A 25256-nucleotide genomic window follows, 5' to 3' on the forward strand; every position below is an offset into this window, starting at 1 on the left:
GGACGCGGACGACACCATGGACCTCTTTGCCAATCTCGCGCTCGGCTTCTCCACCGCGCTCTCCATACAGAACCTGATCTACGCGTTCATTGGTTGCGTGCTCGGTACGCTGATCGGCGTGCTGCCGGGCCTTGGCCCCATCGCCACGATTGCGATGCTGCTGCCCGCCACATACGCGCTGCCCCCGGTGGCCGCACTGATCATGCTGGCCGGCATCTACTACGGTGCGCAGTACGGCGGCTCCACCACAGCCATCCTCGTCAACCTGCCGGGCGAATCTTCGTCTGTCGTCACGACCATCGACGGCTACCAGATGGCACGACGGGGGCGCGCAGGCGTGGCGCTGGCCACGGCGGGCCTCGGCTCGTTCTTCGCAGGCTGCGTGGCAACGCTGGTACTGGCAGCGTTTGCCACGCCGCTGTCGGAATTCGCGTTCAACTTTGGGCCGGCGGAGTATTTCTCGCTGATGGTGCTGGGCCTGATCGGGGCGGTGGTGCTGGCCTCGGGCTCGCTCATCAAGGCGATCGCGATGATCGTGCTGGGCCTGTTGCTCGGTCTGGTCGGCACCGATGTGAACTCAGGCACCGCGCGTTATTCGTTTGACGTGCCTGAGTTGGCCGACGGGCTGAACTTCGTGTCGGTGGCGATGGGCGTGTTCGGCTTTGCCGAGATCATCGCCAACCTCGAGCAGAAGGAGCACCGCGAAACCTTTGTCGAGCACGTGCGCAACCTCTGGCCCAGCCGCGAAGACTTCAAGCGCATGATCCCGGCCGTGCTGCGTGGCACGGCGCTCGGCTCGCTGCTGGGCATCCTGCCCGGCGGTGGCGCGACGCTGGCATCGTTTGCGTCGTACTCGCTGGAGAAGAAGACGTCGAAGTATTCACACGAGTTCGGCAAGGGCGCCATCGAGGGTGTGGCTGGTCCGGAATCGGCCAACAACGCTGCCGCGCAGACATCCTTCATTCCGTTGCTCACGCTGGGCATTCCTCCCAATGCGGTGATGGCGCTGATGGTGGGCGCGATGACCATCCACAACATCCAGCCCGGCCCCCAGGTTATGACCAGCAACCCCGCGCTGTTCTGGGGCCTGATCGCCTCGATGTGGATCGGCAACCTGATGCTCATCGTGCTGAACCTGCCGATGATCGGCGTGTGGGTGCGTCTGTTGAAGGTGCCCTATCGCTTCCTGTATCCGGCCATCCTGGTGTTCTGCTGCATCGGCGTGTATTCGGTCTCGAATACAACGTTCGATATCTTCCAGACGGCGCTCTTCGGATTGATCGGCTACATGTTCGTGAAGCTGCGCTGCGAACCGGCGCCAATGCTGCTCGGCTTCGTGCTCGGGCCGATGATGGAAGAGAACTTTCGCCGTGCGCTGCTGCTCTCGCGCGGGGATTTCTCTACCTTCGTCACGCGGCCGCTGTCGCTGGGGCTGCTGATTGCGGCGAGCATCCTGGTCTTGCTGGTGGCGCTGCCGGCCATCAACAGAAAACGCGAGGAAGCGTTTCAAGAAGAATAAGAACGGCGAGAACGGCGACGTTGCTGCATCGCACCCTACGAAACCGGAGGCCCGCCCTCCGGTTTTTGTTTGCGCACGCGGCAACGCAGCATTAGAGCCAAACCTCCACTCCAGTTGACGTTGGACGCGGCGCTTCGGATAACGGAGGGCGATCGGCCCGTAGAGGTCGACCACCAATCCAATGTCCAGGAGACAACCGAATGTCACAGACTTCCCTGCTCCATGCTGTCTATGGATCAGCGCGCAGCTTCCTGCGCACGCACGCTGCAGCCGCCGTCTTGGCCACATCCGCCCTCACCTTGGTTGCGGCCGCGCCCGCTCAAGCCGCCAGCACGTATGCCGCCACCAAGTACCCGATCGTGCTGGTGCATGGTCTCTCGGGCACCAGCAAGTTCCTCGGCGTGGTCGATTACTGGTACCAGATCCCCGAAGACCTGCGCGCCAACGGCGCCAATGTCTATGTGGCCGACGTGTCCGCCTTCAACGATGAAACCGTGCGCGGCGAACAGCTCGTCAGCCAGATCCGCAGCGTGCTGGCCACCACGGGCGCCGCCAAGGTCAACCTCATTGGACACAGCCAGGGCGGACTGACATCGCGCTATGCAGCCGCCGTGGTACCGAACCTCGTGGCCTCCGTCACCACCATCGGCACGCCCCACAAGGGGTCAGAGTTTGCGGACTTTGTGGAGTCGACACCCGCTCCGTTCCAAGCGCTCGTGAACCTCGGCGCGGACGTATTCGGCTCGGTGCTCGGCTGGTTCAACGGCAACAGCAATCCGCAGAATGGTTTTGCGGCGCTGCATATCCTGTCGACGTCGGGCGCCGCCGATTTCAACAAGGCATTCCCGAGCGCGGGCCTGGCCAGCGGGTGCAACACCGGCAGCGCCACAGACGTGCGCAACGGCAACGTGCAGAAGCTGTATTCGTGGACGGGCCGCTCCACCGCCACCAACCTTCTCGACGTGTTTGATCCGGTGCTGGTGTTCAGCGGCGGCGTCATGCAGGCGCGCGGCTCGGGAACGAACGATGGGCTCGTCTCCGTGTGCAGCGCGAAGTTCGGGCAGGTCTTGTCGACGGATTACGCGTGGAATCACCTGGATGAGGTCAACCAGTTGCTTGGGCTGATCGGTTGGGGCGCAGCGGACCCCGTTGCGGTGATTCGTACACAAGCCAATCGACTGAAGACGGCAGGCCTCTAACCCTCGACGCGCTGAACGCCACGATGAAGCCCCAATCGCCATCGATACAACCCATGACGTTTGTTGTTGCCGTGCTGGTGGCGGTGTCGGTCGCGGGCGGGGTCTACTGGTGGCACACGTCAGATGCGCCGCAAACCCCTGCGGCATCGCAGCCGCAGGCGGCCAAGGGCGCATTCATCGGCAGTGTGGGCGGCGAACCGTTGACGGCGGGCGCGCCGGTACCCGAGCTGGCCGACACACAGGCGCCGGACGGCCTGCACGTCGATGCACACGGCCACCTCATCGTCGAAGCCGCCAACCGCGCGGTGTTCGACTACTTCCTCGACGTGCCCGCGTCGCTGCCCGAAGCGCAGCGTGTGTCGATGGCTGAGGCGCATCTGCGCGCCAAGCTGGTCACGCCGGCGCTGGCGGAGGCGCAATCGCTGCTGCAGCACTACCTCGCCTATCGCAAGGCAGCGGCAGAACACGGCGGCGCAAGCCGCAACAAGCCGAGCGTAGAACAAGTCCAGCAGCGCCCCGAGCTGATCGCCACGCTGCGCCAGCAGTTGAGCGAGCGCACCGCGCAGCGCCGCCAATACCTGGGGGCGGACGTCGCCCAGGCCTGGTACGGCGATGACGACGCGATGGACGCCGCCGCGCTGGACCGCCTGGCCGTGATGGCCGACCCGTCGCTCACGCCGGAACAGCGCGCGGCCAGGATCGCCGCCATCGATGCCAACCTGCCGCCCTCGGTGCAGCAGGCGCGCCGCGATGCCTCTGCTCCCCTCAAGCTCGCAAGCGACATGGAAACGTGGACGAAGCAAGGCATGAGCGAGGCCGAGATGCGCCAGCGCCTGTCAGCCCGGGGCGTGGACAGCCTCGTGGCCGACCGCCTGATCCAGGGCAACCGCGAAGAAGCCGACTGGCGCGGCCGCTACGACACCTACACCCACGAACGCGATCGAATCAACGCCTTTACTGGCCTGTCGGAAGCCGATCGCGCAGCGCAAATCGCGCAACTGCGTCAGCAGACGTTCACCGCCTCGAATGAGCTGTTGCGCGCACAGGCGCTCGACGGTCTGGCCCAGCGCAAATAGCGTCCAGGGGCGTAGACCGCCGGGCACGGTAAAATCACGGGATTGCCGAATCACGCACTCCCATGAGCCAAGACAACGCCGCCGCCCCCACGTCCAACTTCCTGCGCCAGATCATTGACGGCGACCTCGCGCAAGGCACCTACGCCAATCGCCAGGACGCCACGGGTCAGCCGATCCCGCCGGTGGTCACGCGCTTTCCGCCGGAGCCCAATGGCTACCTGCACATCGGTCACGCCAAGAGCATCTGGGTGAACTTCGGCATGGCCAAGGATTACAACGGCCGCTGCCACCTGCGCTTTGACGACACCAACCCCGTCAAGGAAGACACCGAATACGTCGATTCCATCATCGACGCCGTGCACTGGCTCGGCTATTCGTGGAACGACGCCGGCGGCGAGCATCTCTATTACGCCAGCGACTATTTCGAGCAGCTCTACGGTTTTGCTGAAGTGCTGATCCAGCGCGGCGCGGCCTACGTCGACAGCCAAAGCGCCGAGCAGATCGCCGCCAACCGGGGCGACTTCACCCGCCCGGGCACGCCATCGCCTTTCCGTGATCGCTCGGTGGACGAAAACCTGGCGCTGTTCCGCGATATGCGCGCGGGCAAGTACAAGGATGGCGAACTGGTGCTGCGCGCCAAGATCGACATGGCCGCGCCCAATATCGTGATGCGCGATCCGGTGCTGTACCGCATCCGCCATGCGCATCACCACCGCACCGGCGACGCGTGGTGCATCTACCCGATGTACGACTTCACGCATTGCATTTCCGATGCGCTGGAGAACATCACCCATTCGCTGTGTACGCTCGAATTCGAGAACAACCGCCCGCTGTACGACTGGGTGCTCGACCACCTGCGCGACGCCGGCGTGCTGCCCGCGCCGTTGCCGCATCAATACGAATTCGCGCGCCTGCACCTGACGTATGCCATCACCAGCAAGCGCAAGCTGCTGCAACTGGTGACGGAAAACCGCGTCGACGGCTGGGACGACCCGCGCATGCCGACGCTCGTTGGCATCCGCCGCCGCGGCTATACGCCGGAATCGATCCAGCTCTTCTGCGAACGCGTTGGCGTGTCGAAGGCAGACAGCTGGATCGACATGAGCATCCTGGAAGGCGCCGTGCGCGACGACCTCGATGCCCGTGCGCCGCGCTCGGTGGCCGTGCTGGACCCGGTCAAGCTGGTGCTCGACAACGTGCCGGCCGATTTCAATGAGCCGTGCTCCGCACCCGTGCATCCGAAGCAGCCCGAACTCGGCCGCCGCGAATTTCCGCTCACACGTGAGCTGTGGATCGAGCGTGAGGACTTTACCGAGACGCCGCCCAAGGGCTACTTCCGCCTCTTCCCGGGCAACAAGGTGCGCCTGCGATACGGCTATGTGATCGAATGCACCGGCTGCGACAAGGATGCCGCCGGCAACATCACCGCCGTGCACGCCAACATCATTCCGGACACGAAGAGTGGCACGCCGGGTGCTGACAGCGTGAAGGTGAAGGGCAACATCCACTGGGTGAGCGTCGCACATGCGCTGGAAGCTGAAGTGCGCCTGTACGACCGCCTGTTCAGCGACCCGCAACCGGATTCGGGCGACAAGAACTTCCTGGATGCGCTCAACCCGGACTCCAAGAAGATCGTCAAGGCCTACCTGGAGCCGACGCTGGCAACTGCCAAGGCGGAAGACCGCTTCCAGTTCGAGCGCCATGGCTACTTTGTGGCTGACCGCACCGACTCGCAACCGGGCAAGCCCGTGTTCAACCGCGTGGTCGGCCTGAAAGACAGCTGGGGCAAGTAAACACGGGCCCATGCGCGCCATGGGCCTCTGATATCGGAGGCATCATGCGTGCATGGATCCTATTGCTGGCCGGGTTGTTCACCACTCCCGCCTTCGCCACGTCATTTGCGCCAGACCTGACGCACACATCGGTTTACTTCGGCGCATCGCACTTCGATCGCAGCACAATGCGCGGCCGCTTCGACAAGATCGACGGCGCCATCAACTTCGATGAAGCCACCAACCAGGGCGGCATCGATTTCACCGTCGATGCTGCATCCGTCAACACGGGCCTGCGAGTGCTGGACGGTGTGCTGAAATCCGAGCAGTTTCTCGACGCGGCGCAGTATCCGGTCATCCGCCTGCGCAGCGACCGCTTTGTCGTGGAAGGCGGCAAGCTTGCCGCCATCGAGGCCAAGCTGACGCTGCACGGCGTGACGCAGCCTGTGCGGCTGGAGGCGCTCCGCTTCAGTTGTGGCGACGAGAAGATGCCCGGCAGCAAACGCCACGTCTGCGGGGGCGATTTCCACCTCTCCATTGCCCGTAGCGCCTTCGGCATGACGCGCTTTCTGCCCGACGTGGGCGACCGCGTCGACCTCGACATCAGCGTGGAAGCCACGCCTCAATAAACCTCGCAATCCATCCATGCCCAATATTGATTTCGCCCTGACCACCGAATACATCGAGCTGCACAAGCTGCTCAAGCTCACCGGCGTGGTGGACAGCGGCGGCGCCGGCAAGGCTGTGGTCGCCGATGGCGCGGTCACGGTCGACGGCCAACCGGAGCTGCGCAAGACGGCCAAGATTCGCGCAGGCCAGGTGGTCATGCTCGGGGATGTGCGCATTGCCGTGCAGGGTGTCGACTAGCGCCTCAGGTGTTTGAAAACGCACCTTATGCTAGGGTGCGGCACCCTCACAACCATCCACATCCAGGAGACTGACCATGCCGATCGCCCTCTGGTGCGTTCTGGTGGCAGCGGTGTTGCCGATCGTGTGCGTCGGCATCGCCAAGGCCAAAGGCCCGCGGTACGACAACCGCAATCCGCGCGCGTGGCTTGCACAGCAAACCGGCGCAGCGGGCCGTGCCGCAGCCGCACAGCAGAATCACTTTGAAGCGTTTCCGTTCTTTGCGGTGGCCGTGCTGGTGGCCATCCTGGGCGGCGGTGTCATCGACCGCATCAACCTGCTGGCCATCGCGTTCATCGTGGTGCGCGTGCTGTACACGGTGTGCTATCTCGCCAACTGGGCACCGCTGCGTTCGCTGATGTGGTTTGCGGGCTTTGCCTTGTGCGTCGCGCTGTTCGTTCAACCCGCCTTCGCGCACTGAACATCCGCTCTGCCAACAAAAACGGCGCCCAGGTGGCGCCGTTTTCTTTTGAGCAAGGTCGATTACGTCGATGCATCCGGCGGTACGGCCGGCGCGCGGAACAACCGCCAGGCCATGCCGCCCAGCACCGCCACCGCCGCCAACAGCGCGCCCCACAGAACCCACTGGCGCTTGCGGCCGCCCGGGGGCTCTGCCGTCAGCGCGTCGGCAGGCGAATCGCTCATCGCGCCAAGTTGTGCCTGCGCAATGGCAGGCGACGCACCCGCGAGCAAATCCGCCCGTGCGACCGGATTGCCGCGCGCCACTTCCGCCACCGCCAGCATGAACGGCACATTACCGCGCGCCGCATAGGTGACCGTGGCCGGACGCCAGCCGATCGCCAACTGCGGCGCGCCGGCACCCAGGCCACCGCTGCGCGTGTCGACCTGCAGACGCCAATAGCGCTCCCCCGTGGCGGGCACTGTGATGGCCGCGTTTTCCTGCCCCCCCTTCCCGTCGGCCCCCGCCAGCCGGAACAGGCGCGCAGAGGTCACCAGCCGCCAGGGCGCCTGGGCATCCGCACGCGCATACAGCGTCGCCTGCGCGACGGTGTTGGCTTGCGGCAGGTGGATCTTCACGCGTTCGACCGGGAACACGCCGCCGATATCGAAGTAGTAATCGCCGGCGGCGGGCGTTTGCACTGGCGCCAGACCTGAGCGCCACTGGATGGCGTTATCCGCAAGCGCCACCGGCGCACCGGCGGCCAGCTCCGCACGCACCGCATCCGGCACAGGCGGCTTGCCTTGCCACGTCAGGCGCAAGTATTTCGCCCGTAGCCCCGTGAACTCGATGCGATCCTGCACCAGCGTGCTGCCCTGATTGGACAGGCGGAACAGCGTGGCCTGGGCGACGGGGCTCCAGTGCTGCAAGTCATCGCTGGCCTGCACGCTCACGCCGCTCTGGAATTCCGCAGCGGGCAGCGCAACGATCAGCGCCGTCACCGTGTCACGAAGCTGGCTGAGGTCGACCACCCACGCACGGACAGACGCCTGAGATAGCTGGACGCCCGTTGCGCGCAGCACGCCATCGGTACCGAGCACGACACCAGCGGCACCCGGTTTCTGCACATCGTCGATGGGCGTGGCGAACCAGTGCACGTCCTGCAATGTGCGAGCCTGTGGCGCCGGATCGCGCGGGATATCGATGGTGAACGGCACGGGCTCGCCGTCGCCATTGAGGATGCGCAGATCAGCCAGGCTGGCCTCGTGCGCATGGGCGTAGACGTCTTCGCTGAGCGTGACGGCGTAGTACGGGGCGCCGGGCGTGCCGGTCAACGCAAAGCGCTCGGCCCAGGCCGGCGCAGACAACAGCGATGCCGCAGCCATCGCAAGAACAACCTTCTTCACAGAACCTCCCCGGTTTCAGCTTGGGCGCTGGTTTTGGGCTTCGGCGGCAACGGCGACAGATAGCCGATCAGCAACAGCAGCACGCCAATACCGATGAATGACACGATGCGCTCGACACCCGTGACGCGCGACAGATCGAACAGGAACAGCTTGACCACCGTCACGCCCAGCAGCGCCCCACCGGTGAACCACAGCGCGCGGCTGGCGCGCCGCGTGGCAAACACCATCACGGCCAACGCCAGCACCGTCCAGAACATCGACAGCGACGCCTGCACCAGCATTGAGGCGCCCAGATCGTCCAGCGTGTACGGCACGTGCGCCCAATGGTGCAGCGTGCGCAGCAGCACCGCGTTGGCCCAGATGAACAGCGTCGCGCCGATGGCGTAGCCGATCACCATCGGCTCAGGCACAAGCTTCTGCAGCGCCACGCGGCGCATCCACAATGCGATGGCGAAGAAGACCAGCAGTTGCGCGACGTCCAGCGGATTGAGAATCGGCAGGTAGAACAGCGGCGCGGCATTGCCATCGCTGGCGGCGCTCGCCAGGCTCCACAGCCACAGCAGGGCAGCCAGCGGCGCGGCACCCCATAGCAGGTAGGCGCGTTCGAAGCGGGCGATGGGCCAGCGGATGCGCCAGCCTGCGCCCGCCAGCAGTGCAAGCAACGCGCCGTAGGCATAGGCCCAGGCGGCGAAGCTCCAGGTGCCCTCGGGCACGTAGGCATCGAGGCGCCAGTAGCCTTCCGTCGCGAGTACGCCGCAGATCAGCCAGAACAGCACAGTATGCAGCGGCGCGAGGATGGTGTCCTTCACGTCGCGCTCCTGGCGGCGCAACAGCACGAAGGTCAGCACCACAGCCGCAATCCACACCAGCCCGCCCCAGCCGGCCAGAGGTGACGGCACCCAGTGCTCGATCGCAGCCAGCGAAACCAACGCGAGCACCGGCGACAACGCCAGCGCAGGCCATTCGGCCAGCGCCCAATCGAGCTTGCGACGCAGGCCGTGCGCAGCCCACGCCGTCAGCACGGCGAAGGCCGCATACAGCGGAATGTCGGGCCGGTCGACTGTCTTGCTGGCGAAGCGCCAGGCCCAGCGGTCGATCTCGTTGCTGCCGCTGCCGAGCCACCACAGCAAGCCCCACACCGACGCGACGATGCCAAGCACCGGCGCCGCCTTCAGCCATACACGCGCCTCCGCCTTGCCATGCAGGCGCCAGCCGCTGAACGCGCCCGCCAGCGCAATCAATACCCCGCCGATATAGCGGCTGTTGAGCACGGCCCAGCCGTTCTGCGGCGCCCAATCGAATACCGCGTCCACGGCGAATGCTGCGCCCGCCGCGAGCTGCAGGAGCAGGCCCGCCGCCAGCGCCAGCCGACGTTGCTGGCGCACGCCCAGCCATACCACGGCGGCCCCTTCCAGCGCCCACACCGCACTGGTGGTGCGCCCGTCGAAGGCCAGCGGAATCGCCAGCGTGATGAAGATCACGCCCAGCGCGAACATCGCCTCGTACAGGAGGCCAAGGTTCGCGCGCCTGGGCGCAAGCCAGCCCGCAATTGCCAGATAGAACGCGGCCAGCGCGGTGGCGCTCCACGCCATCGCAAACGGAATGTGGTGCACCAGCCCCGCCTGCAACCCCATCGCCACCAACGGCGTGCCGAACACCAGCGTGCCGTCAACGTAGTTCGTCAGGCTGATATGACGGCGCAGCGCGGTCAGCAGCGCAATGCCCACATACATCAGGAAGAAGAGGATCAGGAACGGTTCGGTGCTCGCCAGCAACGACGGCTGATAGCGCAGCACGCCCCACGCCGTGGCAATGCCGAACGTAAAGACGAAGCCCAGCAGATTCAGCGCCCGCCACGCCCGGAACCACGCAATGGCGAAGATGCCCGCATTGAGCAGCGCGTAATAGCTGAACAGCGCCACGTGGCTGCCTTGGCCCGTCGAGATCAGGATCGGCGCGAGGAAGCCGCCCGCACTGCCCGTAAAGGCCAGCGCTGGCGCGTTCTGCTTGACGGCCAGCCCGGCGGCCAGCGCGCAGATGAGCACCAGCAGCGGAAACGCCATTCCGGGGCTGAGCAGTGGCACCACGCGCGTGGCGGCAAATACCGTCAGATACAGCACGCCGACCCCGCCGCCCTGCAGCACGAGCGCATAGCCCGGACGCTTCTCACGCAGGTGCCAGCCGATGCCCAGCAACGCAATTGCCCCGACCGCCACACCCGCCAGCCGGAATTCGACGGGCAGCAGGCTGTTGTCCGCCGCGTACTTGAGCAGGAACGCCACACCGAAGAACAGGATCAGGATGCCGACCCGCACCACGCTGTTGCCGCCCAGCAGCCAGTCGCGGGCAGCGCCGACGGCGCGCTCGACCCAATCGGGCTCGTGCGGCGCCAAGACCGGCGCGGGCTGGGGAACAGGCTGAGGCATTGGCTGCGCAGCCACCACCTGCGGTGTCGACGCAGGTACGGCAGGCGTCTCCACCGGTGGCAACGCCTCGGCCACGATCGACGGCGCCTCAACGGCAGCGGCCTCCACGTTGGCGGGCGCTGCAAACGTTCCACCTTTGATTTCAGCCATCTGCCGGCGCAGGAGCGAAACCTCGTGCTCAAGCTGCGCCACTCGTTCCTGCAGCGTGGCAGGCGGTGGCGACACGGCAGCCTGCGCGGGCGCATGGCTCTGCGCAGCGCCGGTTGCGCCCGGCGCGTCGGGCGGATTTGCCCACTGCGCGCTGCCCCGCTTGTCCATGTACAAAATCAGCGATGCCAGTCCCAGACCGATCAACGCCCCAAAGAACGCCCCGACGACGCCCCCCGACAGGCCTCCGAGCAACAGACCCACGATTCCGAATATCCAACGCATCGTTCTGATTGTCCTGTTTGGATAGGAAAAATATGCGCCGAATAGCGCACGCACCGCTCATATACCGCAAACCGCCGCCGTTGGGAATGCGCCAGGCCAATCCGTCAGCTTCACCGGCCCGTGCGACAATGCGCGCTTTGCCAAAAACGGCCCATCCACCGACCACCCGCATGGCCCTGAAATCCACGATCTACAAGGTCGATCTGCAGATCGCCGACATGGATCGCCACTACTACGCCAATCACGCGTTGACCGTCGCCCGCCACCCCAGCGAAAACGACGAACGCATGATGGTGCGCGTGCTCGCCTTCGCTCGCCACGCCAGCGAAACGCTTGCCTTCACGCGTGGCCTGTCCGAGCCCGACGAACCCGAACTCTGGCAGCGCGACCTGACCGACGCCATCGAACTGTGGATCGACCTCGGCAACCCCGACGACACCCGCATCCGCAAGGCCAGCAACCGCGCCGAACAAGTCGCCGTCTATACATATAGCGGCAACGCAAGCCGCGTGTGGTGGCAACAAATCGAGACCAAGATCACGCGCTTTGCCAACGTGTCGGTGTACGAAGTTGCGGCGGACACCGTGGCCGCGCTAGCCGCCATGGTGGAACGCACCATGCGTCTGCAAGTCACCATCCAGGACGGCGACATCTGGATCGCCAACGACGCCGACAACGTCCACGTCCAGATCGAAACGCTCAAGGCCGCGGACGCCGCCTGAGCCCTTTCCCCTCATCACCCACGCCACTCCACGAGGCTCATCATGACCATCGAAACCACCGCAAGCGGCCTGCAATACGAGGATGTCGTCGTCGGCGACGGCGCTGAAGCCACGGCCGGCAAATACGTCACCGTGCACTACACCGGCTGGTTGTACGACAACGGCCAGGCCGGCAAGAAATTCGACTCCAGCAAGGACCGTAACGACCCCTTCGCCTTCCACCTGGGTGGCGGCATGGTCATCAAGGGCTGGGACGAAGGCGTTCAAGGCATGAAGGTCGGCGGCACGCGCAAGCTGATCATTCCGGCGGCCCTGGGCTACGGCGCACGCGGCGCAGGCGGCGTGATTCCCCCGAACGCAACGTTGCTTTTTGAGGTCGATCTGCTGGAAGTTTGATCCTGCGCTAGAATCCGCCCCGGCTTGCGATGTGCCACGCGGTGCATCGCAAGCCGCCTCCCCCGGCGGGGTGGCAGAGTGGTCAATGCTGCGGCTTGCAAAGCCGTATAAGACGGTTCAATTCCGATCCCCCGCCTCCAGTTTTCCGGCTGCGCATCCTCCACCGTTGCGGCCGCGCCATAGTCAAACGCCCCCGAGCATCGCAACGCCCCGTTTCCGGGCCATCGGCCGTCCGCCCGCGTGACCACTCGTAACGATTGCTCTATGCTTGCGACATGGCCGTCACCCGAGAGGATCTCGAACAGAACCGGTTGCGCGCCGCCCTGGGTGATTCGCCCGTCGCGTCGTCGTTGCTGACCGAGGCTGCGCTGGAAGCGTCGCTTGCATCGACGCTCGCGCGGTTGTCGGCCGCGCACGGCGAATGCCAGGACGCCTGGGTGTTCGGCTACGGCTCGCTCATCTGGAACCCGATGATCTTCCACACCGAGGCCGCCCGCGCCACGGTGCATGGCTATCACCGTGGCTTCTATCTCTACTCCCGTATCAATCGCGGCACTTGGGACAACCCCGGGCTCGTGCTCGGTCTGGACCGTGGCGGCAGCTGCCGAGGCGTGGCCTTCCGCGTACCGCGCGACCATGCGGAGCACGAATTCCGCGTGCTCTGGCGCCGCGAGATGCTGACCGGCGCGTACCTCCCCCGCTGGCTGCCCACCGAAATCAATGGCCGACGCGTCATGGCGCTGGCTTTCGTCATGAACCGCGCGCATGAGGCCTATGCCGGCCGTCTGCCCGACGAGCGCGTGGTCGGCTGCCTGCGCGAGGCGGTCGGGCTGTACGGGCCGGCACGCGAATACCTACAGCGCACGCTGATCGGCCTGGCCAGCAATGGGCTGCACGATCCGTATCTGGACCGCCTGTGGTCACGCCTGCAGGCCACCGACGCGGCAAACGCCCCCTGCGCGACAACGGACGCAACCGACGCCGCGCCGCTTCCCGATCCCTATCTCAGCGCCTGAACCCGCCCGCCATGCTCATCGCTCCGCGCCCCGCGATCAACCAGCTCATCGGCGTCATGCTGGGGATGGCACTGGCCGTGGGCGACATGGCCAATGCGTGGCAGGAGCAACATCTGCCGGTCCTGCATGTGGCAGCCAACGCGAGCGCCAAAGTGGCACCCGGCGCGGCACGCCCGGCCGACGCCCGCCCCACCCGCCGCAGCGACCCCGCCACGCGTGACCGCGACCTGATCCTCGCCGCGCAGGCCGGAAACACGATGGCCATCCAGTCGTTGCTGGCCGAAGGCGCCAGCCTCAAGGCGCGTGATGCCGAGGGCCGCACGGCCCTCATCGCCGCCGTCATGGCGCACATGGGTGCGGCAGCACGCTTGCTCATCCAGGCCGGTGCCGACGTCAACCTGCAGGACAACACGCAGAACAGCGCCTTCCTGCTCGCTGCCATCCAGGGCGATGCGGAAACGGTACGCCTGGCCCTGTCGCACGGCGCCAACCTGCGCGCCACCAACGCTGATGGCGATACTGCCCTCATCCCGGCTGCGCGCCGTGGCTACGTCGAAGTCGTCAACGAACTCGTGAAGGCCGGCGTACCGCCCGATGCCACCAACAACCTGGGCCTGACCGCGCTGATCGAAGCCGTGGCCCTGGGCGATGGCAGCGACAAATACGAGAAGACCGTGCAGCTCCTGCTCGACGGCGGCGCCGACCCCAACCTGGCCGACCGCGGGGGCGTCACGCCGATGCGGCATGCGCGTCAGCGTGGCTTCCACGGGATCGGCGCACTCTTGTTCAAGGCGCGCGGACATTGAAAAAGGGGCCACTGAGGCCCCTTTCTCGTTATGCCGCGGCCGGTTTCGCGGCCACTTCGTTCCTTGCGTTTTCCTGCTCCTGCAACGTGCGCCACATCACCTTGCCCGTGCCGGACTTGGGCAGCGCATCCACAAACTCCACCACGCGCGGGTACTTGTAGGCGGCCATGTTGTCGCGCGCCCAGTTGATGATGTCCTCTTCGGTGGTCTTGCCCTTGGCGTGGGCCTTGAGCACCACCACCGCTTTGACCGACTCGCCGCGATACGCATCGCGCGTGCCGATGATGCAGGCCTCCTGCACGTCGGGGTGCTTGTACAGCAGGCTCTCCACCTCGGCCGGCCAGACCTTGAAGCCCGACGCATTGATCATGCGTTTCAGGCGATCGGTGAGGAAAAAGTAGCCATCTTCGTCCATCCTGCCGAGGTCGCCCGTGCGGAAGAAGCGCTTACCTTCGAACTCGATGAAGACTTCGGCACTGGCCTGCGGCTTGCCCCAGTAACCCAGGAAGACCTGCGGGCCGCTGACGATGATTTCACCCACCTCGCCAATCGGCAGCTCCTGCAGCGTCTGCGGATCGACGATGCGAGCGTCGGTGTTGAACACGGGAATGCCCAGGCATTGCTGCTTGGCCCGATCCGCCGGATTGCTGTGCGTAGGCGCGATCGTTTCCGACAGGCCGTAGCCTTCCTGGTACGCGAGGTTGAAATCCTTCAGCAACCGCTCGGCCACAGCCTGCGGCATCGCCGCGCCACCGCCGCCGATGTAGGCCAGGCTCGACAGGTCGAACTCCGCCAGCTGCGGGCTCGCCAGGAAGTCGATCACCATGGTCGGAATGTTCGTCCAATGCGTGATCTTGTAGCGCGAGATCAGCCGTCCTGCCACCTCGCGGTCCCAGCGGGGCAACATCACGACCGTGGAGCCCATGTAGATCGGTGCGTTCATGCCGTACTGCATGCCGGTCACGTGGAACAGCGGGATGATCGACAGACTCACGCCTTCCTTGGTCGAACTCGACCACATCGAACCGCCCACCACGTTGTGCATGACCGTGCGATGCGGGTGCATGCAGCCCTTCGGAAAGCCCGTGGTGCCCGATGTATACGGCATCACCGCCAAGTCGTCCGGCCCAGCGGTGTGCGGGCCCGGCACGAGGCGCTGTGCGAGCGCATCGTTCCATGCCACGGCGCCGGGCTGCGTCGTATGCTGCGCGGTAATCCACGCGGGGGGGGCATCTTCGGGATATTCGTACTGGGCCGGCAGCGCATCGGCGTACGACGTGACCAGCAGGTGCTTGGTGCGTTGCGCCTCCGGCAGCTCGGCGTTGGCCGTGGTCACGTTGACGGCCAGATCTGCGCTGCAGATGACCGTAGCGGCGCCCGCATCGGTGATGTAATGCTTGAATTCTTCCGGCCGGTTCATCGGATTGACCGGCACGACCACCGCATCAGCGCGCAGGATGCCGTAATACGCGGCCATGAACTGCGGACAGTTCTGCATATAGAGCAGCACGCGGTCGCCCTTCTGGACCCCCGCCACCTGCTGCAGCCAGCCAGCCACGGCCACCGCATCGTCGTGCAGCTCACGGAAGGTGGTGTGGCGACCGTAGAAGATGATCGCGTCCTTGTCCGGATAGCGTCGGGCAGACACTTCCAGGTTGTACCAAAGGCTCGTTTGCGGCGAGCTGATGTTGTGCGGCAAACGTCGGGGCCAGAACTGGAAGTGCGGTCGTGTCATGCCATGTCTCCGTGAATCTGTGTGTTGTTTTTACCGGATGGTATCCGAACGATCGTTCTATTTTCAACCGTTGCCCTGACATACGTTATTGCGGCGGACAAAAGGCGGGCAGATCGCCTGGAAACGGTCTGCTCCACCCCCAAGTAAAATGCACGATACCTCTCGCCGGTGCGTATGCCGGCGCCATTGCCCCTCAGGAGAATCCCGACGATGAGCGACATCACCTCGCAGAATTTCGCGCAAGAAGTGATCGAAACCTCTCGCCAGGTCCCGGTGCTGGTTGATTTCTGGGCGCCATGGTGCGGTCCGTGCCGCACATTGGGTCCGATGCTGGAGAAGCTGGAGGCCGAGTACGCCGGCAAATGGAAGCTCGCCAAGATCAACTCGGACGAAAACCCCGAGCTTTCCGCCCAGTTCCACGTGCGCAGCATCCCGTATGTGGTGGCGTTCGTGGATGGCAAACCGGTCGACCAGTTCGTCGGCGTCTTGCCCGAAGCGCAATTGCGGGCGTTTCTGGACCGCGTGATTCCGCAACCCGCAGAAGTCGCCTATCGCGAAGGGCTGGCCGCGAGCCAAGCCGGTGAAACCGCCCACGCGCGCGAAGCGTTCCAGAACGCACTGGCATTCGACCCGGGCTTCGATGCCGCCCGCTTTGAACTGGTGAACCTGTTGCTGGACAGCGGCGACGTGCATGCCTCGCAGGGCGAATTTGCACTGCTCTCCCCCAAGGCGCCGCAGGACGAACGCTATGCCCCGCTGGAAACGCGGCTGAAGGCCACCGAACGGGCCGATACGCTGCCCGATGCCGGCGCCCTGCGCACGGTCGTGGAAGCGGAGCCCGGCAATCTGCAGGCGCGGCTCGATCTGGCGCAACAGTACATCGCCGGCCAGGATTACGAAGCGGCCTTGGAGCAATTGCTCGCCATCGTTGAGCGGGATCGCACATTCCGTGACGACCTCGCCCGCAAGACGATGGTCTCGGTATTCGACATGATGCGCGACGCACCGCAGGCGGTATCGCACTGGCGCCGGCAGCTGGCGTCCAAACTGAATTGAGGAGCCGTCATGCGACTGATCTACGTAGCCGATCCGATGTGCTCCTGGTGCTACGGTTTCGGCCCGCAGTTGGCTGACCTGCGCAAGCGGCTGGCCGACACCCTCGGCGCGCCGGTGCCCGTCACGCTCATCACCGGCGGCCTGCGCCCCGGCCAACGCGAACCGATGGCTGCAGACAAGCGCGACGAAATCCTGCACCACTGGCATGCCGTGGCCGAACGCAGCGGCATGCCGTTCGACCAGTCGCCCGAGGCGGCCATACGCCGCAATGGCTTCGTCTACGACACCGAACCCGCCTGCCGCGCCGTCGTCATGGCGCGCGAGCACTGGGCCGAGGACGACGAACGCGTGCTCACCGTCTTCCATGCCATCCAGCACGCCTTCTACGCCGAAGGCCGCGACACCACACAAGCCGACGTGCTGCGCGACGTTGCACTCGCCAATGGCGTTGAGGCGGCACACTTCGATGCCGTGTTCGACACGGACACGTTACGCGACGAAACGCGCGAAGACTTCCGACTGTCGCGCCGCTGGGGCATCACCGGCTTTCCCAGCTTGCTGGCCGAACTGGGCGGTACGCTGTATCAGATCGGGCGTGGCTATGCGACGTCGGTGGCGCTATACACGCGGGCGGTAGAAGTGCTTCAGCAGCATCCCGCACCGGACGCCGGCTAACACGTTTGCCCGACGTCAAACTGTGGTGAGGTGGCCGTCGCTTAAGCTGACCGCCTCGCCCATCCAATTCTTCAGCCTGCCATGCCCGTGATCGAATGGTCCGAGGCGCTCCAACTAGGAGACGCCGCCACCGACGCCAACCACGCCGAATTCTGCACGCTGCTCAACGCCATTGCAGATGCTTCGGACGCCGAGTTCATTCCCGCGCTCGACGCCTTCATCGACCACACCGAGCACCATTTCGGTGAAGAAAACGCGTGGATGGACGCCGCGGACTTCCCCCCGCGCCACTGCCACCGCGGTGAGCACGACAACGTGCTGGCGCTGTGCCGCGAGGTGCGCAAGCGCGCCGCCGCCGGCGAGATGGATCTGGGCCGGCGGCTGGTGGCGGAATTGCCAGAGTGGTTTGCCCAGCATGTGGACGTGATGGACCGCATGATGACGACGTACCTGGCGCAAATGGGCAGCGCGGTGCGCAACATCGAACACGTCGGCTGAACCCGGGTTGTCGACCGGCGGTCTGCTGCCTAGAGTCAAAGTGGCCCTGCCCGCTGGCCTTCGTTGCGCGGGCGTCCACTCCACCCTGGGAGCGCCCATGAAGATCGTCAACGAAGCCTCGTTTCAATCCGATGTGATCGACGCCTCGCAACGCAGCCCGGTGGTGGTGTGCTTTGCCGCGGAGTGGAGCCACCCAAGCCAGTCCGCCGTGGCCAGCCTCGAACAGATGGAATCGAGCTACGCCGGACGCGCCACATTCGTCACCATGGATTTCGACGAGAACCAGCACACCGCTGATCGATACGGCGTGTCGGTCATGCCTGGTTTTGTGGTCTTTGCCAACAGCCAGCCACGCGACGGATGGTCGGGCGTGTATGCCGACGCCATCCGCGAGAAGCTTGATCAGGTCATCCCTCGATCAAGCAGCACGCCGTCAGACACCGGCGATCGCACGCAGCGCCGTTGACGCGGCCACCATCCCGAACACCGCCGTCACGCAAACGGACGAGCCAAAGCCCGCGCATGCCAGGCCTTGCGGCCCCTGCTGCGCAGGCTGCGGAGCGGGCGGCGCGTTGACCACGGCAATATCCCCAGCCGCTGCAAGGTCGTCGATGCCGGCGTGGCTCGACTCGACCGGCAACTCGACGGCGCACGCCTGCTGCTCGGGTTCGGGATAGCGCAGCGGCTCGTCCGAGAAGACGGCATCGATGCCGAAACGTGACTTCGGGTTTTTCGGAAAGCCATGCTGGCGGCGGAGGTTGCCGCGCACCTTGGCGAGCAGCGGATCTTGAATCGTGCGCGAGAGGTCCGTCACGCGAATGCGCGTCGGGTCCAGTTGCCCGCCTGCAGCGCCGCACGTCACCACGCGTTTGCCGGTGCGTTTGCAGAACGCGATGATGGCCGTCTTCACCTTCACCGCATCGATCGCGTCGATCACGTAATCGAACGGATGGCCAAGCAGTGTTTCGACGTTCTCGACCGTCACGAAATCATCGATGCGGCTGATCTCGGCGCGCGGATTGATCTGCAGGATGCGCTCGGCCATGGCGTCGACCTTGGCCATGCCATACGCATCGCCCAGCGCGTGAATCTGCCGGTTGGTGTTGGACACCGCGATGTGATCGAGGTCGATCAGGGTGAACTTGCCCACACCGCAGCGCGCCGCCGCCTCGGCCACCCACGAACCCACGCCGCCGATGCCGATCACGCACACGTGCGCCGCCGCAAACCGCTCCAGCGCCTGCGGACCGTACAACCGGGCAACACCGCCAAACCGGCGTGCGTATTCATCATCGAGGACGGGCGGGTGCGCTGGCGCGCTGATTGCTACTTGGCTCATGACACAATTGAATCGTGGTTGCGCCGAACTATATATCAACGTGCGCAGTCGCATTTTTGTGCCAATACCAACAAAACGACGATGCGTACATCCGGCAAACTCGCCCTCGGACTGGTCATCACACCCGTCGTCATCGTGGCAGCGGCGGTCATCTTTGTGCTGACGTTCGACTGGAACCGCGCAAAGCCGTATCTGAATGATCGCGTCTCGCAAGCCATCGGGCGCCCCTTCGCCATCAACGGCGATCTGATGCTCACGTGGAAGAAGCCCGAAGGCGAATCCGGCTGGCGTGCATATGTGCCCTGGCCACGACTGATTGCCAACGACATCACCATCGGAAACCCGGATTGGGCCAAGCAGCCGAACGTGGCCACCATCCATCAACTCACGTTTGTGCTGGAGGCGCTGCCGCTGCTGGCGCATCGCATCGTCATCCCCAGCGTGACACTGGACACGCCCGCCATTGCGCTGGAGCGCGACAAGCAGAACCGCAACAACTGGACGTTCGATCTGGCGGGCAGCGAGGGCGACAACAAGAAGCCGTCGGACTGGAAGCTGGACCTGCGCGAGATCGCCTTCAGCAAGGGCTCGCTGGCCCTGGACGATGACATCAAGCGCATTCACCTGACAGCGGCCATCGACACCGTCGACAACCAGACGCTATACACCGCCGCCAACGGCACCGCCATCAAGAGCGCGGACCAGCCCGGCGGAGTGCCGGCTGCATCCGGCACGGCAGCATCCGATACCGCCGCGCAGACGCGGGCGGAGCCGGATCCGCAGCAGCCTTACGGCATCGCGTGGACGGTCAAGGGCACCTACAACAACGCCACCATCAAGGGCAGCGGCAAGGCCGGTGGCGTGCTGCGCCTGCAGGAGGCACAACGGCCCTACCCGCTGCAGGCCGACGTGACGGTCGGTAAGACGCGTATCGACCTGGCAGGCACGCTCACCAACCCCGCCAGCCTGACGGCCATCGACTTACGCCTGCACCTGTCGGGCGCAAGCATGGCGCAGTTGTATCCGCTGACCGGCGTGGTGCTGCCGGATACGCCGCCGTTCGACACCCGCGGCCGGCTGATCGGTGAACTGCGCAAGCAAGGATCGACGTGGCGCTACGAGAAATTCTCGGGCCGCGTGGGCGGCTCCGATCTGGGCGGCACGCTTACCTTTGCGATGCGCGAGCCCCGTCCGCAATTGACAGGCGAACTCGTTTCGCATCAATTGCTGTTCGCCGACCTCGCGCCAATCATCGGTGCCGACTCCAACGCCAGCAAGGCCAAGCGCGCCGACCCGAGCGCCGACCCAGGTGACAGCAAAACCGTGCGCCAGCCGGCCGACAAGGTGCTGCCGGTCGAGCCCTTCCGTACCGATCGCTGGAACGCCATTGATGCCGACGTGAAGTTCACAGGCGAGCGCATCGTCCACACAGCAGATCTGCCGATCAACCACCTCGTTACGCACGTCAAGCTGCAGGACGCCCTGCTCACACTCGACCCACTCAACTTCGGCATCGCGGGCGGCACGCTTTCCTCCACCATCCAGCTCGACGGACACGCCACGCCCATGCAGGCTCGCGCCGCGCTGGCGGCACGGCACTTCAAGATCAAACAACTGTTCCCGAAGATCGAATCGGTGCGCGCCAGCGTGGGCGAGATCAACGGCGATGCGCGGCTCTCAGCCACGGGCAACTCGGTGGCGGCGCTGCTCGGTTCATCCAACGGCGAGGTGAAGATCCTGGTGGAGCAAGGCACCATCAGCAAGTTCATCCTGGAAGCCATGGGGCTGAACGTGGGCAACGTGATCCTGACCAAGCTCTTTGGCGACAAGCAGGTCACCATCAACTGCGCGGCGGGCGACTTTGCTGTGAGCAATGGTCTGGCGCAGGCGCGCACGTTTGTGGTGGATACGCAGGATGCCGTCATCGACGTAACCGGCGCGACGAGCTTCAGGCAGGAAGCGCTGGACTTCACCATTCATCCGGATTCGAAGGGGCTGCGCGTGTTTTCGCTTCGCACACCGCTGTATGTGAAGGGCACATACAAGCATCCGGATGTGTCGATTAACCCGGCAGTCGTGGCGCTACGGGCAGGCGGCGCAGTGGCGCTGGCATTGACGGCGCCGGTGGCGGCGGTACTGCCGGTGCTTGAGCTCAAGCCTGCACCGGAGAGCGCCTGCGGCAAGCTGCTCGCCGATGTGCGCCAACGCCCGACTGCGCCGCCGCCGGGCAAGACGTATCACAGCAAGAACCCGGGCCGCACGCCGGAAGGCGATTTGAAATCGACGCAGCCCGACTCGGGCAAGACCGCTGTGCCCCAGCGTCCCGCAGCACCCGCGTCGCGCGACCCGCACACGACCGGCGGCTGACTTGCCGCCGGCACCGTCGCCGCTACTTCGCTGAACGCCGCTTTGCGATGGCCTCCGCCGTCACCGCCGGGGTGGCCGGATCGCCAAACTGGCGCGTGACGTAGTTCGTCAGCGCGGCGAGCTGTTCGTTGGACAATTGACGCCCAAACGCCGGCATGCCGATGTGCTTGTCGCCTGCCTTGCGCTCAATGCCAAACAACATCACCTGCACAAGGTTGGTCGTGTCCCGCGTGCCGACCGCTGAGTTGTGCAGCAGCGGCGGGTAATAGCCATCGGGCGTGCCACGTCCATCAGCCTGGTGACACGTGGCGCAATTGCCAAGGTACAGGCGCGCGGCGTCAATCGTGGTTTCGATGGGCTTGCCGCGCAGCGCGGTCACATCGGTGGCAGGCTTGCCCCAATCCTGTCGTGCGCGTTCAAGGTTGTTGCTTATCGCTGGCACGGTGCGCAGGTATTCGGCGATGGACTCGACGTCCTGCATGGTCATCCGCGAAAAGCTGTGCTGCACCGCTTCGCCCATCGGCCCCGCGGCTTGCGCCACGCCGGGCACGCTGCCGGTGCGCAGATACTGGACGAGCTGTTCAGGCTTCCAGGCGCCGATGCCGCTCGTTGGGTCCGACGTGATGTTGAATGCCGTCCAGCCCGCGAGGGTTGAGCCTGCAAGATAGCCGCTGCCGCGCTCGTCCAGTGCCTTCTCCTGCATGGCGAAGCCGCGCGGCGTATGGCACGTGCCGCAGTGTGCGAGGCCTTGCGTGAGGTACGCACCGCGATTCCACGTCGGCGACTTGTCATCCTTCGGGGTGTACGGCTCGCTCTTGAGGAAAACGAGGTTCCACAGCTTGAGCGGCCAGCGCATGTTCAGCGGCCAGCGGATCGTGCTCGGTGGCGGATCGTTCTGCACGGCCGTCACGCCGTTGTGGAAATACGCATAGAGATCGCGCATGTCCGCATCGTTGATCTTCGCGTACGACGGATACGGCATGGCCGGATACAGATTGTCGCCGTCGTCGTCCACGCCTTTTCGCACGGCGCGCTCGAATTCTTCGTAGGTCCATTTGCCGATGCCGGTCTTCTCATCGGGCGTGATGTTGCTGCTGTAAATGGTGCCCAGCATCGGAATCTGCATCGGCAAGCCGCCGGCAAAGGGCTTGCCGCCGGGCGCCGTATGGCAGGCCGCACAGTCCGCCACAATCGCGAGGTATTCACCGCGTTTGATCTGCGCAGCGTCAGCCGGTGTGTCCTTCGCCCAGGCATTCGTCACGAGGCCGGTCAGCAACAACATCGAGAAAGAAGCGATCGATTTCATCTCACGCCTCCTTCTTCAGTTGGTCAGCAATGCGCAGGGCCAGCGCCGCGATGGTCAGCGTCACGTTGACGGTGCCCACGGTCGGCATGGTGGAACTGCTGCTGATGAACAGGTTCGGATGATCAAACGTCCGGCAATCCTTGTCGACCACGGAGTCTTTCGGATCGGCACCCATGATGGTCGCGCCGGTGATGTGGTTGTTGGGCGCGAAGTCGTCGTGGAATTCGACATTGGTGCCGCCCATCACCTGCGCTGCCGTCGCGTAGACCTCGCGCGTATGCACCGCGCTGCGTTTGACGTAGTCGTCAATGTGGTACGTGATTTCGGGGCGTGGAATGCCGATGGCATCCACTTCCGTCGCGCTCGGCACGATGCGGTTCTCGGGCAGCGGCAGGATCTCGTGAAAACTGTCGAACTGGACGTAGCGCGCGGCCTGGTCGCGGATGCGCGCATCGAGTTCGGCCGGCTTGATCAGCTTGCCTTCCTTGAAGATGCGTTGCGTCTCCTGCTCGATGCGCGAGATGTTCGACAGGTGCAGCTTCTTGCCAGCCTGCGTGGCACGGAATGGCCCGTCACGAAAACCGATCAGCGAGGTCATTTCCTGCGGCCCGCGTCCCGGCCATAGCTTGCGGTCGGCATAGAAGCTCACGCCGGTGCCGGGGTGGTCCATCAGGTTGCGCCCCACCATGTCGGAGCTGTTGCCCACGCCCTTCGGAAAATCCTGGCTGGTCGACATCAGCATCAGCTTCGGCGTTTCGATGCCGTTGGCGGCCAGCACGAACCACTTGCCTTCCACGCGGTGCTCGGCGCCTTTCGAGTCCTTGTAGCGCGCGGCCACGATGCGCTTGTTGGGGCCGACTTCGAGCTTGAAGACAACGGCGTTCTCGATCAGCCGCGCGCCGGCCTGCTCGGCTTTCTCCACATGGACGATGCCGTTGTACATCGCGCCGATCGGACAGATCGGCATGCAATTGTTGTTGCCGCAGCAGGTCGGGCGACCGTCGTACGGGCGGCTGTTGCGTGCCACGGGTTCGGTCACCACGTGGAAGCTCGCGTCATGCGCATTGAGCGCTTCCTTGATCGTGCGCTCATTGAACGAGAGCGGAGGCGGAGCCATGGGATACGGCTGGCTGCGCGGCGAGCCGAGGTCTTCGTCGTTCGGCCCCCATACGCCCAGCGCCTCTTCGGCCAGGCCGTAATAGCGCTCCAGATCCTGATACTGGATCGGCCAATCGCGCGCGATGCCGTACACGCTGCGCAGCTTGAAATCATTCGGCAAAAAGCGCCACGTCGATGCGGCCCAGTGCCACGTCGTGCCGCCCACCGCCCGGATGTACTGCGAGTTGAACTGATGCTCGCCCTTGAGCACGAGGTAGTTGTTGGGCGGCCCGTATTCCGGGTGCGGTGCCCAGGGCGTGGATGGATACGGCGCCATGAAATCCATCTTGTCGGCCTGGTTGCGGAAGCGCTCGACGATCTCCCAGCGCGGCAGGCGCGGACCGGCTTCGAGCATCAGCACCGACTTGCCCGCGCGCGCCAGTTCGTACGCCACCAGCGCCCCGGCCACGCCGGAGCCCACCACCACGATATCGGCTTGTTGGGTATCGGCCATCAGACTTGCCTCTCGACAGGGGGCTCGGCCCAGAAGCCCGGCTGGTTCGGGCAATACGTGCGGATGACGAGCGTGTCGGAGACCACGCTGTACATCAGCGCTTGCTCGTACGTGACGACATTGCCGTCGACCACACCCAGGTACCACGCTTCCAGAATCTGCAGCGCGGTCTTCTGCTGCGCATCGGAAAGCGAGCCCGCCGCCAACGCCTGTGCCAGTGGCCGCAATTGCGCGGCAAAGTCGGCGCTGGATTTGCCCAGCGCCGCCAGCAACCGCGTGCCGACGCCGCGATCCAGCGCCGGCCGCGCCGTCAGTGCCTGTGACAACGCCATGAATGCATCCAGCGATTCAGTCGGGGCCTGGGCGACCGCACGCAGCACCTGCGAGCCCGCCAGCCCGGCCGCAGCCAACGCCAGTGTGCCCTGCAGCCACTGGCGGCGTGTCAGGCCGGCGACGGTGTCGGGAGAATGGGAAGGGGGGGCCATTTCGACATCCTGTTGAAATTTTTGTGGGGAACATGGCAGGCGGCGCCAGCCTGACGCCCTTGACTAGCCAATATAGGCGGCGCACGGCGGACCGCCAGAACAGACGC

The 25256-nt window shown here is 65.0% G+C and carries 23 protein-coding genes and 1 tRNA gene; 17 read left to right on the top strand and 7 right to left on the bottom strand.

Annotated features, from left to right (window positions below):
- The first annotated feature begins 16 nt into the window (after positions 1-16).
- From M1D44_RS10345 to M1D44_RS10375, 7 genes are all read left to right on the top strand, one after another.
- Positions 17-1519: a tripartite tricarboxylate transporter permease gene (locus M1D44_RS10345; RefSeq protein ID WP_112185479.1), complete on the top strand. Its 1503-nt coding sequence runs from the start codon at positions 17-19 to the stop codon at positions 1517-1519.
- A gap of 200 nt (positions 1520-1719) precedes the next feature.
- Entirely contained in the window at positions 1720-2718 is a 999-nt protein-coding gene (locus M1D44_RS10350; protein ID WP_024976306.1) for a lipase family alpha/beta hydrolase, read from the top strand.
- 53 nt (positions 2719-2771) lie between these two features.
- Complete coding sequence (locus M1D44_RS10355) at positions 2772-3794, top strand: lipase secretion chaperone (RefSeq protein ID WP_316853277.1); 1023 nt, start codon at positions 2772-2774, stop codon at positions 3792-3794.
- A gap of 62 nt (positions 3795-3856) precedes the next feature.
- Positions 3857-5587 (top strand): glutamine--tRNA ligase/YqeY domain fusion protein, encoded by a 1731-nt coding sequence (locus M1D44_RS10360; protein ID WP_316853276.1) that lies wholly within the window; start codon positions 3857-3859, stop codon positions 5585-5587.
- 44 nt (positions 5588-5631) lie between these two features.
- Complete coding sequence (locus M1D44_RS10365) at positions 5632-6195, top strand: YceI family protein (protein WP_316853275.1); 564 nt, start codon at positions 5632-5634, stop codon at positions 6193-6195.
- 16 nt (positions 6196-6211) lie between these two features.
- Positions 6212-6433: an RNA-binding S4 domain-containing protein gene (locus M1D44_RS10370; protein ID WP_024976310.1), complete on the top strand. Its 222-nt coding sequence runs from the start codon at positions 6212-6214 to the stop codon at positions 6431-6433.
- A gap of 76 nt (positions 6434-6509) precedes the next feature.
- On the top strand, positions 6510-6893 hold the full coding sequence (locus M1D44_RS10375) for an MAPEG family protein (protein ID WP_024976311.1): 384 nt from the start codon (positions 6510-6512) through the stop codon (positions 6891-6893).
- 62 nt (positions 6894-6955) lie between these two features.
- Here the strand turns inward: M1D44_RS10375 and M1D44_RS10380 are convergent, their stop codons facing one another.
- Positions 6956-8278, bottom strand: coding sequence for a DUF3999 domain-containing protein (locus M1D44_RS10380; protein ID WP_316853274.1), 1323 nt, complete (start codon positions 8276-8278; stop codon positions 6956-6958).
- The gene (locus M1D44_RS10385; protein WP_316853273.1) at positions 8275-11136 is read right to left on the bottom strand and encodes a DUF2339 domain-containing protein; all 2862 of its coding nucleotides are present in this window, start codon (positions 11134-11136) and stop codon (positions 8275-8277) included. Before M1D44_RS10385 ends, M1D44_RS10380 begins: the two co-directional genes overlap by 4 nt.
- A 170-nt stretch (positions 11137-11306) precedes the next feature.
- Between M1D44_RS10385 and M1D44_RS10390 the strand changes: the two genes are divergently transcribed.
- From M1D44_RS10390 to M1D44_RS10410, 5 genes are all read left to right on the top strand, one after another.
- Positions 11307-11858, top strand: coding sequence for a YaeQ family protein (locus M1D44_RS10390; RefSeq protein ID WP_024976314.1), 552 nt, complete (start codon positions 11307-11309; stop codon positions 11856-11858).
- 42 nt (positions 11859-11900) lie between these two features.
- Positions 11901-12254, top strand: a complete 354-nt coding sequence (locus tag M1D44_RS10395; RefSeq protein ID WP_112185486.1) for an FKBP-type peptidyl-prolyl cis-trans isomerase — start codon at positions 11901-11903, stop codon at positions 12252-12254.
- A 64-nt stretch (positions 12255-12318) separates the two neighbouring features.
- Positions 12319-12394: transfer RNA gene (locus tag M1D44_RS10400), tRNA-Cys, on the top strand.
- A gap of 135 nt (positions 12395-12529) precedes the next feature.
- Complete coding sequence (locus M1D44_RS10405; RefSeq protein WP_316853272.1) at positions 12530-13270, top strand: gamma-glutamylcyclotransferase; 741 nt, start codon at positions 12530-12532, stop codon at positions 13268-13270.
- Between the two features lie 11 nt (positions 13271-13281).
- Positions 13282-14076 carry an ankyrin repeat domain-containing protein gene (locus M1D44_RS10410; protein ID WP_024976317.1) on the top strand — a complete coding sequence of 265 codons (795 nt, stop codon included), beginning with the start codon at positions 13282-13284 and terminating at the stop codon, positions 14074-14076.
- Between the two features lie 28 nt (positions 14077-14104).
- On the opposite strand, the gene M1D44_RS10415 is transcribed toward M1D44_RS10410, so the two are convergent.
- Positions 14105-15811: a long-chain fatty acid--CoA ligase gene (locus tag M1D44_RS10415; protein ID WP_316853271.1), complete on the bottom strand. Its 1707-nt coding sequence runs from the start codon at positions 15809-15811 to the stop codon at positions 14105-14107.
- Positions 15812-16021: 210 nt separating this feature from the next.
- Here M1D44_RS10415 and trxA point away from each other — a divergent pair, with 210 nt between their 5' ends.
- From trxA to M1D44_RS10435, 4 genes are all read left to right on the top strand, one after another.
- Positions 16022-16867: a thioredoxin gene (trxA, locus tag M1D44_RS10420; protein ID WP_439004477.1), complete on the top strand. Its 846-nt coding sequence runs from the start codon at positions 16022-16024 to the stop codon at positions 16865-16867.
- A gap of 9 nt (positions 16868-16876) precedes the next feature.
- Positions 16877-17542, top strand: coding sequence for a DsbA family protein (locus M1D44_RS10425; RefSeq protein ID WP_316853269.1), 666 nt, complete (start codon positions 16877-16879; stop codon positions 17540-17542).
- An 81-nt stretch (positions 17543-17623) separates the two neighbouring features.
- On the top strand, positions 17624-18040 hold the full coding sequence (locus M1D44_RS10430) for a bacteriohemerythrin (protein WP_316853268.1): 417 nt from the start codon (positions 17624-17626) through the stop codon (positions 18038-18040).
- A gap of 97 nt (positions 18041-18137) precedes the next feature.
- Positions 18138-18506 carry a thioredoxin family protein gene (locus tag M1D44_RS10435; protein ID WP_024976322.1) on the top strand — a complete coding sequence of 123 codons (369 nt, stop codon included), beginning with the start codon at positions 18138-18140 and terminating at the stop codon, positions 18504-18506.
- Here the strand turns inward: M1D44_RS10435 and tcdA are convergent.
- Positions 18474-19379 carry a tRNA cyclic N6-threonylcarbamoyladenosine(37) synthase TcdA gene (tcdA, locus tag M1D44_RS10440; RefSeq protein ID WP_024976323.1) on the bottom strand — a complete coding sequence of 302 codons (906 nt, stop codon included), beginning with the start codon at positions 19377-19379 and terminating at the stop codon, positions 18474-18476. The two genes, M1D44_RS10435 and tcdA, sit on opposite strands and share 33 nt — an antisense overlap.
- A gap of 81 nt (positions 19380-19460) precedes the next feature.
- Here tcdA and M1D44_RS10445 point away from each other — a divergent pair, with 81 nt between their 5' ends.
- Complete coding sequence (locus tag M1D44_RS10445) at positions 19461-21746, top strand: AsmA family protein (protein WP_316853267.1); 2286 nt, start codon at positions 19461-19463, stop codon at positions 21744-21746.
- A 22-nt stretch (positions 21747-21768) separates the two neighbouring features.
- On the opposite strand, the gene M1D44_RS10450 is transcribed toward M1D44_RS10445, so the two are convergent.
- Genes M1D44_RS10450 through M1D44_RS10460 form a run of 3 tightly spaced genes read right to left on the bottom strand, consistent with a single transcriptional unit; the run spans position 21769 to position 25149 of the window.
- Positions 21769-23052 (bottom strand): c-type cytochrome, encoded by a 1284-nt coding sequence (locus tag M1D44_RS10450; RefSeq protein ID WP_428984655.1) that lies wholly within the window; start codon positions 23050-23052, stop codon positions 21769-21771.
- Between the two features lies 1 nt (position 23053).
- Positions 23054-24664: a GMC family oxidoreductase gene (locus M1D44_RS10455; RefSeq protein WP_112185500.1), complete on the bottom strand. Its 1611-nt coding sequence runs from the start codon at positions 24662-24664 to the stop codon at positions 23054-23056.
- Positions 24664-25149: a sugar dehydrogenase complex small subunit gene (locus M1D44_RS10460; RefSeq protein WP_316853266.1), complete on the bottom strand. Its 486-nt coding sequence runs from the start codon at positions 25147-25149 to the stop codon at positions 24664-24666. Before M1D44_RS10460 ends, M1D44_RS10455 begins: the two co-directional genes overlap by 1 nt.
- Between the last annotated feature and the right edge of the window lie 107 nt (positions 25150-25256).

It is taken from the genome of Ralstonia sp. SA306 (assembly GCF_054792405.1).